This is a genomic window from Tyzzerella sp. An114 (genome assembly GCF_002161055.1).
In the GTDB taxonomy this organism is placed as follows: Bacteria; Bacillota; Clostridia; order Lachnospirales; family Anaerotignaceae; genus Fimicola; species Fimicola cottocaccae.
In genome coordinates this window covers 177,581-188,920 of record NZ_NFLT01000002.1, presented here as the reverse complement: position 1 = coordinate 188,920, position 11,340 = coordinate 177,581, and the positions used below count along the sequence as shown (strand labels likewise).

The 11,340-nt window shown below is 32.5% G+C and carries 9 protein-coding genes; 2 read left to right on the top strand and 7 right to left on the bottom strand.

What is annotated here, in order from left to right; genetic code table 11:
* Positions 1 to 57: 57 nt before the first annotated feature.
* Entirely contained in the window at positions 58 to 1,308 is a 1,251-nt protein-coding gene (locus B5E58_RS02700; protein WP_088108144.1) for an MFS transporter, read from the top strand.
* A gap of 160 nt (positions 1,309 to 1,468) precedes the next feature.
* On the opposite strand, the gene B5E58_RS02695 is transcribed toward B5E58_RS02700, so the two are convergent.
* From B5E58_RS02695 to B5E58_RS02665, 6 genes are all read right to left on the bottom strand, one after another.
* The gene (locus tag B5E58_RS02695) at positions 1,469 to 3,094 is read right to left on the bottom strand and encodes a putative polysaccharide biosynthesis protein (protein WP_088108143.1); all 1,626 of its coding nucleotides are present in this window, start codon (positions 3,092 to 3,094) and stop codon (positions 1,469 to 1,471) included.
* A 34-nt stretch (positions 3,095 to 3,128) separates the two neighbouring features.
* Positions 3,129 to 4,964: a translational GTPase TypA gene (typA, locus tag B5E58_RS02690; protein ID WP_088108142.1), complete on the bottom strand. Its 1,836-nt coding sequence runs from the start codon at positions 4,962 to 4,964 to the stop codon at positions 3,129 to 3,131.
* A gap of 260 nt (positions 4,965 to 5,224) precedes the next feature.
* Positions 5,225 to 5,425, bottom strand: coding sequence for a cold-shock protein (locus B5E58_RS02685; RefSeq protein ID WP_004036546.1), 201 nt, complete (start codon positions 5,423 to 5,425; stop codon positions 5,225 to 5,227).
* Between the two features lie 154 nt (positions 5,426 to 5,579).
* On the bottom strand, positions 5,580 to 6,794 hold the full coding sequence (gene ispD / locus B5E58_RS13925) for a 2-C-methyl-D-erythritol 4-phosphate cytidylyltransferase (RefSeq protein WP_330395600.1): 1,215 nt from the start codon (positions 6,792 to 6,794) through the stop codon (positions 5,580 to 5,582).
* Between the two features lie 56 nt (positions 6,795 to 6,850).
* Positions 6,851 to 7,933, bottom strand: a complete 1,083-nt coding sequence (locus B5E58_RS02670; RefSeq protein WP_242956577.1) for a PIN/TRAM domain-containing protein — start codon at positions 7,931 to 7,933, stop codon at positions 6,851 to 6,853.
* Between the two features lie 57 nt (positions 7,934 to 7,990).
* Complete coding sequence (locus B5E58_RS02665; protein ID WP_088108141.1) at positions 7,991 to 8,464, bottom strand: CarD family transcriptional regulator; 474 nt, start codon at positions 8,462 to 8,464, stop codon at positions 7,991 to 7,993.
* 311 nt (positions 8,465 to 8,775) lie between these two features.
* On the opposite strand from B5E58_RS02665, the gene B5E58_RS02660 reads away from it, so the two are divergent.
* Positions 8,776 to 9,666 carry a DegV family protein gene (locus B5E58_RS02660; RefSeq protein ID WP_088108140.1) on the top strand — a complete coding sequence of 297 codons (891 nt, stop codon included), beginning with the start codon at positions 8,776 to 8,778 and terminating at the stop codon, positions 9,664 to 9,666.
* Positions 9,667 to 9,708: 42 nt separating this feature from the next.
* Here B5E58_RS02660 and putP read toward each other — a convergent pair whose 3' ends face one another.
* Positions 9,709 to 11,190: a sodium/proline symporter PutP gene (gene putP / locus B5E58_RS02655; RefSeq protein WP_088108139.1), complete on the bottom strand. Its 1,482-nt coding sequence runs from the start codon at positions 11,188 to 11,190 to the stop codon at positions 9,709 to 9,711.
* Between the last annotated feature and the right edge of the window lie 150 nt (positions 11,191 to 11,340).

The window sequence follows — 11,340 nt, the reverse complement described above, 5'->3', positions numbered from 1 at the left end:
TTGACTGCAGCAACAGTTCACGAACTCATTACAATTAAATAAAATGGAGGTATAAAAATGAACAAGGCTTTTATTAAAAAGTATGGTACGCTTCTTCTTCTTGCAGCTGGTGCCGGTATTATCTATCAGCTTCCATACATAAGAGAAACTTTCTATGTTCAAATTCAGGAAGCAATGCAACTTACAAATGCTCAGATGGGTATGCTTTCATCAGGTTACGCTACAATGGCAACATTCTCATATTTTGTAGGTGGTATCGTTGCAGATAAATTCTCAGCAAGAAAACTTCTTACATTTTCATTCCTTGTAACTGGTATTTTAGGACTTTGGTTCTCCACATTCCCTGCATACAATGTTGCACGTGTAATATTCGTACTTATGGGTGTTTCTACAATCATAACATACTGGTCAGCATGTATCAAAGCAACTCGTATGCTTGGTGATAGCTCAGAACAGGGACGTCTTTTCGGATTACAGGAAGGTCTTCGTGGTATACTTAACGCAGTTCTTGTTTTTGGTATGACAGCAGCTTATGCTCACTATTCAGACCAAATTCTTGGAACAGCTATGGCAATAAGAGTATGTGCTATATCAGTTATCATAATAGGTATTTTAAACTGGTTCTTCATTGAAGATACAAAAACAGAAACTCAGACACAGAGTATCGGACAGGTTGCAAAAGGTATGTTCGGTGCATTAAAAATACCTCGTGTTTGGTTACTTGTAGCTGTTGTTTTCACAGCATACAGTCTTTACGGAATTATAGGTTATATTAATACATATGCAGTTAATGTTTATGGACTTTCACCAACAGCAAGTGCTTCTCTTGGTGGTGTACGTTATCTCCTTCAGGGTGTTGGTGGTATTATCGGTGGTTTCCTTGCCGATAAAATTGGTTCACGTATTAAAGTTATTGTTGGCGGTGCACTTCTTCTTGCAGCTTCATTTGCATTATTCCTCTTCCTTCCAGCAGAAGCAGGTCTTGTTAATGCAGTTATAGTTAACTTTGTATTTGGATTATTATTCATATATGCAGTAAGAAGCCAGTACTTCGCAGTTATTGATGATGCTGGAATTCCTGTTGAACTTACAGGACGTGTTTCTGGTATAGTTTCTTGCCTTGGTTATACACCTGACGTATTTATGTACACAATGATAGGTGGATGGCTTGATACATATGCAGGCAAAACAGGTTATAACATGATGTTTATCTATGCTATTGTAATGGCATTACTTTGTGTTGTTGTTTCACTTGTATTGTCAAGAGTTACAAGAAAGTATAGATCAGCAAATACACAAAACTCCTAATTTTTCATTTTAATTTTTTACCTTACTCTATATTTACCATGAAATAACCCCTTCTTTATAGATGGGGTTATTTCATTTTTATCTATTTTATATATAATTTATTATTCAACTAAAAAAGCATCTCTTTTAAATAGAGATGCTTTTTATTTGTATTTTGTTTTTATATCATATTATATCTTTTTAATACTTTAACAATTCGTCCACCCATAGGTATATAAGCAAAGTCTTCTTCTGTAATACCTTTTATAAAAAGCATTACAACACCATATATCAATATGCTTATAACTATTGAAATAATTGTTGATATTGTATTTCCAATAGATACATAAGTTAAAAGTCTATAAACTCCAAAACAAGCAATACCCATAACTATTGAGCCAGCCATAGGTTTTATTATACCACCTTTATAATCAAGTTTTACTTTTGTTATTCTAGCAAATGAAACAAGATTATAAATCGAAGCTACTGCATAACATCCTGTTGTTGATATAACAGCACCGAGAACGTTTACACTCGGTATAGCTATAAGGAAATAGTTTAATATTATTTTAGCAATAGCACCTAAAATAGCACCCTTTACAGGTACATCAAGACGACCTATTCCTTGAAGTATTCCTGTTATCATCTGGCATATTGCAAGGAATATAATTGATATTGCACCAACTGTAAGAAGATTTCCACCTTTGTCCGCATCTGGGAAAAGCATTCTTATTATAGGGTCTCCCAAAACACCTATACCCACAGCAGCAGGTATTGAAAGTATCATTGCAATTCTAAATGTTAAACTCATTTTTCGTTTTACATTTTCTTTTTCATTAAGTCTTACAGAAGCGGCTATACTAGGTATTGTAGCAGTAGCCATTGCTGTTGTTATTGATACTGGTAAAGTTGTCAAAGTAACATATTTACCTGATAACTGACCATAAAGAATAAGTGACTCATCATATGAAAATCCTGCAACTTTAAGTCTTCCCATAACCATAACCATATCTGCAAGATTTGTTATACTAAAAACTGCAGTTCCGGCTATAATCGGTATAGCAGTTCTTAAAAGCATTTTTACAATGTATCCGTTTGTATCTACTCTATGTTTATGCCCTTCTCTTTTAATTCGTCTTTTTATACGTGGTCTAATCAGCATATATGCAATAATCATTATGATAAGACCTGCAAGAGCACCTACACCAGTTCCAGCAGTACCTCCGGCAGCACCAAGAACTATATTTTTGCTACCTTTAGGAACTCCTATTCCAAGAAAAACATAGGCAAGATAAACACTGAAAACTGCATTAAATATCTGTTCAACTATCTGTGATATAGAAGTTGGAACCATTGTGTTCATACCTTGAAAATATCCTCTGTAAACAGACATTATTGCAACTATAAACAGAGTAGGTGCAAGAGAAACCATACACCAGTAACTATCTTCTGCATCAATGAGCTTTGATATAGGCTCTGCAAATACATACAGCCCTACCATAAATACAAATCCCATTAGTCCTGAAACAAGCATTGACACTTTAAATACTTTATGGGCATTTCTATACTCTTTTACAGCTATTCTCTCTGAAACCATTTTCGATATGGCGGCAGGAAGTCCGGCTGATGAAAGTATAAGCAAAAAGGTGTAGATATAATAGCCGGCACTGTATATACCATTTCCCGTATCTCCAATCATATTTGTAAGAGGCAATCTGTATAAAAATCCTATTATCCTCACAATTATACCGGCAGAAGCAAGTATTGCAGCCTGTTTGATAAAAGATGAATTTCCTTTTCTAGCCATTAACCACACCTCTTATTTTATTAAAAACTATATATTAATTATTGTTACCATGTATTCTTGCTTTTCTTCTAAGGTTTGAATCAAGAATTTTCTTTCTCATACGGAGATTTTCTGGAGTTACTTCAACAAGCTCATCATCAGCAATAAACTCAAGACACTGTTCAAGAGACATTATAATAGGTGGTGTAAGTTTAAGAGCATCGTCAGAACCTGAAGCACGTGTATTTGTAAGCTGTTTTTTCTTACATACATTTATATCCATATCCTCAACACGTGAGTTTCTACCTACAATCATACCAGCATAAACTTTTACACCAGCACCAATAAAGAGGTCTCCTCTTTCCTGTGCATTGTAAAGACCATAAGTTATAGCCTCACCGTCTTCAAAAGCTATAAGTGAACCCTGAGAACGCATTGGGATTTCTCCTCTGTATGGCTGATATGAGTCAAATACAGAGTTTAATATACCATTTCCCTTTGTATCTGTTAAAAACTCATTTCTATATCCAATAAGACCTCTTGCAGGTATAGAGAACTCAAGTCTTGTATATCCACCATTAGCAGGAGCCATATTTGTAAGCTCACCTTTTCTTGAACCAAGTTTTTCAATTACACTTCCAACAAATTCTTCTGGAACGTCTATTGTAACATTTTCAATAGGCTCATATTTCTTTCCATCAATCTCATGGAAAAGAACTTCTGGTTTTGATACCTGGAACTCATAACCTTCACGTCTTAAAGTTTCTATAAGTATTGAAAGGTGAAGCTCTCCTCTACCTGAAACTTTAAAGCTTTCTGTTGTATCTGTATCTTCAACTCTAAGACTTACGTCTGTATTAAGCTCTTTGTAAAGTCTCTCTCTTAAATGTCTTGAAGTAACAAATTTACCTTCCTGTCCAGCAAAAGGACTGTCATTTACAGAGAAATTCATTGATATTGTAGGCTCTGAAATTTTTACAAAAGGAAGAGCCTCAGGTTTTTCTGGTGAACATATTGTATCACCAATCATAATATCTTCAATACCTGAGAGGGCAACTATTGAACCATAGCTAGCTTCTTTAACTTCCTCTCTGTTAAGACCTTCAAATTCATAAAGTTTTGTAATTCTTACTCTCTTACTTGTCTCTGGGTTGTGTATATTTAAAACAACAACTTCATCATTTACTTTAAGAGTACCATTTTCAATTTTACCAATACCAATTCTACCAACATATTCACTGTGGTCAATAGTTGTAATAAGAGCCTGAACAGGTGCTTCAGGGTCTCCCTCTGGTGCTGGTATATGTTCAATAATTGTCTCAAAAAGTGGTTTCATATCTGTTCCTGGAACATCTGGGTCTAAAGACGCAATACCACTTCTAGCTGATGCAAAAACGAAAGGTGAGTCAAGCTGATTGTCATTAGCATCAAGCTCCATAAAAAGTTCAAGTGTTTCATCAACAACATCATGTGGTCTTGCTTCCGGTCTATCTATTTTGTTTACACAGACAACAACTGGAAGGTCTAATTCAAGAGCTTTTCTTAAAACGAATTTTGTCTGAGGCATAGGACCTTCAAAGGCGTCTACAAGAAGTACAACACCATTAACCATTTTAAGAACACGTTCAACCTCACCACCAAAGTCAGCATGGCCCGGTGTGTCGACGATATTTATTTTTATATCTCCGTAATGGACAGAAGTATTTTTTGAAAGTATTGTTATACCTCTTTCTCTCTCAATATCTCCTGAGTCCATAACTCTTTCTGCAACAACCTGATTTGTACGGAATGTACCACTCTGTTTTAAGAGCTCATCAACAAGAGTTGTTTTACCATGGTCTACATGGGCAATTATAGCAATATTTCTTATGTTTTCTCTTTTCTGTATCATTTGTATTACTCCTATATTCAATTATTAAATAAAAAACAACATTAAAAAAACCACAAAATATTTTATCATATAGAGCGGTCTTTATCAATTTATTATGAATATTTTAACTTCAAAAAATTAAATAAAATTTATTTTAAACACGGTATTTTTTTAACAAAAAAGAACAAAAAAAAGCCTTTCAACATAAATGAAAGGCAATTTTGTACCATAACCTATATATATTTCCAGTGCTAAAGCACATTCAGAACTATGATAATTGATTAAGCACGTGTTACATTAGCTGCCTGAGGTCCTTTAGCTCCCTGTACAACTTCGAATTCTACTTCCTGACCTTCTTCAAGAGTTTTGTATCCTTCTGCCTGGATAGCTGAGAAATGAACGAAAACGTCATCTTCGCCTGGTACAGAAATGAAACCAAAACCTTTTTCAGCGTTGAACCATTTTACAGTTCCTTTTTTCATTGTAAAAATCCTCCTACCGGTTAAAAAAAAATAAATATGTTTTGTAACAAGTATTACAATAACACATATTACCAGTTGTGTCAATAGATTTTTTTGATAAATATATTAATAACAATGTTAAATTTGCGACTTATTTTTTGCATTTTCAACAAAATTATTTTGTATACCCGTTATCTTCTTGTAAAAAGTCATTTTCTATGGCTTGTCGTGCCAAAAAGTCACAGCGTTCATTTTCAACATTATCAGCGTGACCTTTTACCCATATAAAATTCACATTATGGATATCTAACAAGTTTAAAAGTCTGTCCCACATATCAATATTAGATGCCATATCATTCTTATTTCTTTTCCAGCCATTAGCTTTCCACTTTTTAGCCCAACCCTTTTCTATTGCATCAACAACATATTTAGAGTCACTGTAAAGATTTACATTACAACTTTCTTTTAATGTCTCTAAGGCTTTTATAACAGCTAATATTTCCATACGGTTGTTTGTTGTCTCCCTAAATCCTTCTGACAATTCTTTTCTTTTACCTTTATAGAGCATTACAACCCCATATCCACCTTTTCCCGGATTTCCAGAACAAGCTCCATCTGTATAAATATCAAGAGTTATTTTATTTTCTTTATTTATTATTATTTTTTCTTCTATATTTTCACTAACTTCTTTTTTCTCTGAATTAAGTATGGCTTCTGATAAAGCTAAATCCTCTATTGTAGTAATCTTTATATTGTTATAATCACCCTCTATTATTTTTACAGGTATATCATAACGTTCAGCAAGCATGGCATCATCAGTTCCCAAAAATCCTTCTTTATCTGCCATAAAATGAGCTTTATATATTAAATCATATTTAAAAGTTTGAGGTGTCTGTATATACCACATAAAATTCCTATCTGGTGTATCAATAACCATATTATTTTCATCACATATTTTTATTGTATCTTTCGCTCTTGCCCCTAAAACTCCTGTACCACAGTTTTCAGCAGATTCAATCGTTTTAAGTATATGCTCTTTTTTAACAAAAGGTCTAACTCCGTCATGTATAAGTACAATAGAATTTTTATTTTCAATAGCCTCTATACCTTTAAAAACAGAGTTTTGACGCTCCTTTCCACCTTCTATTATTTTTGATACCTTTTTGATATTATATTTATCTACAATATCATTTTTACAATATTCAATAAACTCTTTTTTAGTGACAAGTATAATTTCATCAATCTCATCAATCTGAGAAAATTTTTCAAGAGTATATACAACAACAGGCTTATTTTGTATACTCAAAAACTGTTTACTTATATCTGTGCCCATTCGTTTTCCGCTTCCTGCTGCAACAATCACAACTGTACAATTAAAACCCTTATACATAAAAACCCTCCACATAAAATAAGAGCACAAATAAATGTGCTCTCAAAATTCTGCTATTATTTTGCACTAGGACCTATAATTTTTGTAAATATCATTCTTCCTGCTGCTGTCTGAAGAACACTTGTGACAACAACATTCATTGTCTCACCAATAAATTTATTTCCACCTTCAACAACAATCATTGTACCATCATTAAGATAGCCTATACCCTGTCCATTTTCTTTTCCCGCTTTTATGACAGTAACAGTCATTTCTTCACCTGGAAGAACAACAGGTTTTATGGCGTTTGCAAGTTCGTTTATATTTAAAACTTTTACACCCTGAAATTCTGCAACCTTATTAAGATTAAAATCATTAGTCATAACAAAGGCATCTATTTTTTCAGCCATTTTAAGAAGTTTTATATCAACTTCAAGATTTTCTTTTGTGTTAAAATCAATTATCTCAACAGGAACATCAAGCTGTTTTTGAATTTCATTTAAAATATCAAGACCTCTCCTCCCTCTATTTCTTTTAAGAGAGTCTGCTGAGTCAGCTATATGTCTTAATTCATCAAGTACAAAGTTAGGTATTATTATCTTACCTTCTATAAAACCTGTATGAAGAAGGTCAAGTATTCTACCATCAATTATAACACTTGTATCAAGTATTTTAGGTTTTCCTGCATAGGTATTTTTTTTATCAGAACCCTTAATCTGTGCTCCGATAGATGCTATATTTGGAACAGTAATTTCATCTTTCTTTCTTCTAGCAACTCTAAGACCAAGAAAACCAAGTATAATATTTAAAAGTATTGTTATGCCTGTTCCCAAAGGACCAAAACCTGTAAGGGCAAGACCTATAAGGTTTGCTATTACAAGCCCTATAAATATACCGAAAACACTTATCATAAGCTCTTTTGAGTTCATCTTTATAAGTCTTTCCTCAGCTACAGACATTCTTTTCATAATCTTTTCGGTAATATATGATGATAAAACAATATAAAATATAAGTCCAAAAATAATTCCGATTATAAATGGAACATAATTAGGTACAAAATCCTGAACATTCATAAAATTTGACACATACATAACATTTATAACCAGTGTAAAAACTGTAATAGCAATCAGTCCAATAGAAACCTCCAAAAGTCTCTTCAAAAGTTCACCTCCCCCGATTATCTATTTTTTACAGTACAAAACTGTATACATAAGAGTTTAACAATTAAATAACAAATTTGCAAGCAGTTCTTCTGCTTTTTCTTTAACAATATTATTTGACAATATTATCTCACTTACAATAATCTGTTTTGCATTTGTGAACATCTTTTTTTCAACACCAGAAAGATTTCTTCTTTTTTCACGACTGTTAAGATTTTTAGCCACTTCCGCAACTTCCATAAGACGACCAGTTTTTATTTTTTCAAGATTTTCTTTATATCTTTGGTTCCAATTGTCTGATGAAACAATGTTAGATGAATTTACTTGTTTTATAGTCTCTATAATTTCATCTTCTGATGATACTTTTCTAAGTCCAATATTTTCAGCTTTAGCCGTTGAAAGTTTTATTTTAAGTCCACCAAAAAGAGTTTTTATTAAATAATAGCACTCACCATTTTCGGTTTTTTCAATATCCTCAACAATACCTCCACCATAAACAGGGTAAACAATTTTGTCTCCTTTGTTAAACATTTAAAATTCTCCTTTCTCTCATAGTAACTAAAAATACAAATTAAAATATATTAATTATTATTAACATAATTATCCTATATAATTCTAAAATTCATTGATTTTAAAGCCTTTTTAATAATTATAGCATTTTATGTAAAATAAATCAAAGACAGTAATTTTAAAAATTTCCTACATTTTTTGTTTCACATACTAAATAATGTAGTTTTAATTACCATATAATATTGTTTTACCATTGCAAAAATATATAATTTTTGATATATTAATATACAGATACAATTAATAATTATTAACAAAAATTCAAGGAGGACTATATGGCTGATTTTCAAATTTTCAGTGATGGAGCCTGTGATATAAAACGTGATATTGCTAAAGAAAATAATATAAAAATTATACCTTTTTATGTTTCATTAAATCACACTGACTACTATAAAGAAATTGACGAACTTTCACTGGATACATTTTACAATGAAATGATAGGCAACAATGTATTTCCAAAAACTTCTCTTCCTTCTGTCCAAGACTATATAAACGCTTTTACAGAAGATTTAGAAAAAGGAAAAGATATTTTATGTTTTACAATAACAGATACTTTAAGTGGTTCATATCAATCTGCTATCACTGCAAAAATGATGCTTGAGGAAACATACAAAGACTCAAAAATAATAATAATAAATTCATGGCATGCAACAGGCTCTCAGCTTCTTATGGTTCTTGAAGCTGCAAGAATGCAGAAAAATGGTATAGATATCGAAAAGGTTGCTGAAGTTTGCGAAAAAATGAAAGTAGATGGAAGAATAATATTTGTTGTTGGAACATTAGAAAATCTTAGACGTGGAGGAAGAATAGGAAAAATAGCAGCTGTATCTGGAAGTATACTTAATTTAAAACCTGTAATCGTTCTGAATGGTGGAGAAATAAGTGTTGGAGCAATTGCTAGAGGAAGAAAAAAAGCAATTAAAAAAGTTATAGACCTTACAGTGGAACATTTCAAAAAAGAAAATGAAGATTATAAAGACTATTTATTTACAATAGGTGCTACAAACTTATTTGAAGAAATAGAACCTTTTCAATCAAACATTATAGAATATTTGCCTGAAGCAAAATTTTTAAACTCATTCCAAATAGGAGCAACAATATCAACTCATACAGGCAAAGACACATTAGGTATATGTTTTGTAAAGAGATATGAAAATTATATGTAAAATAAAAAGAGGCTGAATACTAAAATATTCAGCCTTTATTTTTTATATATGAGTTGTTTTTAAAGAGTCAAATTCGTCTGTAATTTCTTTTGGAGGTTCAGCATCCATAAGACTTACAACAACGATAACAAGTACAGATACTATGAAACCAGGTACAATTTCGTATATCTGGAATATACCGCCAAGACCTTTTAACATAATCCAAACAATAGCAGTAACACCACCAGCTATAACTCCGGCAATAGCACCTTTTCTTGTCATTCTTCTCCAATAGAGACTTAAAACAATTGTAGGACCAAAAGCAGAACCAAATCCAGCCCAAGCATAACTTACAAGACCAAATATGCTACTGTTAGGGTCAAGAGCTATAAATATTGCAATTACAGCAACAACAACAACTGTAACACGGCTTATATTTATAAGTTCTTTATCTGTTGCAGTTGGTTTGAGGAATGCTTTATAAACATCCTCTGATATAGCAGAAGCTGTTACAAGAAGCTGAGAGTCACAAGTACTCATTGTTGCAGCAAGTATTGCAGAAAGAAGAACACCTGCAATTATAGGGTGGAAAAGTTGTTTTGAAAGCTCCATAAATATTGTCTCATGAGCACCTTCTGCAAGAGGTGTTGTAAAGTAAGCTACACCAAAAATACCAACCATTATTGCACAAGCAAGAGATATTATAACCCAAACCATAGCAATAATTCTTGCAGGTCTAACTTCTTTTGATGACCTTATAGCCATAAAACGTGCAAGAATGTGAGGCTGTCCAAAATATCCAAGTCCCCAACCAAGACCTGTAACAACAACAAATCCAGAAATATTTGTTCCATTAGGAATTATATCGAAAGAACCAGGATGAACAGCATTTACAGCTTCCATTGTAACTCCTACACCACCAAACATTCTTGCGATTGTCACAGGTATAATTATAATAGCTATAAACATCATTATTCCCTGGAAAAGGTCTGTCCAACATACAGCCTTAAATCCACCAGAACAAGTATATATTACAACTATTGCAGCTCCTAAAAGAAGTCCTGCTCTGTAACTCATTCCAAAAACAGTCTGGAAAAGTTTTGCACCTGTTACAAATGCGGAAGATGTATACACAAGGAAGAATATAAGTATAAAAAGTGCAGTAACAATTCTTAATATTCTTGAATTGTCTTTAAATCTGTGTTCAAAATAATCCGGCATTGTAAGTGCATTTCCTGAAATTTCAGTATACTGTCTAAGTCTTTTTGCAACAAAAAGCCAGTTTAAATATGTACCAAGTGCAAGACCTATGGCAGTCCAAATAGCCTCCTGAGAACCGGCAGCACTTAAATATGCAAGACCAGGAAGACCAGTAAGAAGCCAACCACTCATGTCTGATGCCTGAGCACTTAAAGATGCAACCCATACATTAAGTGAACGTCCACCAAGTATGTAGTCTGACATATTTTCGTTTTTATTGGCAAAGAAAAGACCTATGGCAAGCATAGCCAAAATATAAATAATAAAAACTATTGCATACGTCATTAAAATAACCCCTTCCAAAATTTTTAGTTTAAAGCCAAAATAATGGCTTTATATTTCTTTTTATAAAGAAATTCCGCATATGCATATAAACAGGTTTATATATACATTCAACCCATTATCTAAATTATTATTACAAAAGAATGCTTTATT

What these genes read in the sequence shown, in the direction of transcription:
- putP (WP_088108139.1), bottom strand. Translation starts at nt 11,190, where the DNA reads ATGACGTATGCAATAGTTTTTATTATTTATATTTTGGCTATGCTTGCC.
- B5E58_RS02700 (WP_088108144.1), top strand. Translation starts at nt 58, where the DNA reads ATGAACAAGGCTTTTATTAAAAAGTATGGTACGCTTCTTCTTCTTGCA.
- B5E58_RS02660 (WP_088108140.1), top strand. Translation starts at nt 8,776, where the DNA reads ATGGCTGATTTTCAAATTTTCAGTGATGGAGCCTGTGATATAAAACGT.
- ispD (WP_330395600.1), bottom strand. Translation starts at nt 6,794, where the DNA reads ATGTATAAGGGTTTTAATTGTACAGTTGTGATTGTTGCAGCAGGAAGC.
- typA (WP_088108142.1), bottom strand. Translation starts at nt 4,964, where the DNA reads ATGATACAGAAAAGAGAAAACATAAGAAATATTGCTATAATTGCCCAT.
- B5E58_RS02695 (WP_088108143.1), bottom strand. Translation starts at nt 3,094, where the DNA reads ATGGCTAGAAAAGGAAATTCATCTTTTATCAAACAGGCTGCAATACTT.
- B5E58_RS02665 (WP_088108141.1), bottom strand. Translation starts at nt 8,464, where the DNA reads ATGTTTAACAAAGGAGACAAAATTGTTTACCCTGTTTATGGTGGAGGT.
- B5E58_RS02685 (WP_004036546.1), bottom strand. Translation starts at nt 5,425, where the DNA reads ATGAAAAAAGGAACTGTAAAATGGTTCAACGCTGAAAAAGGTTTTGGT.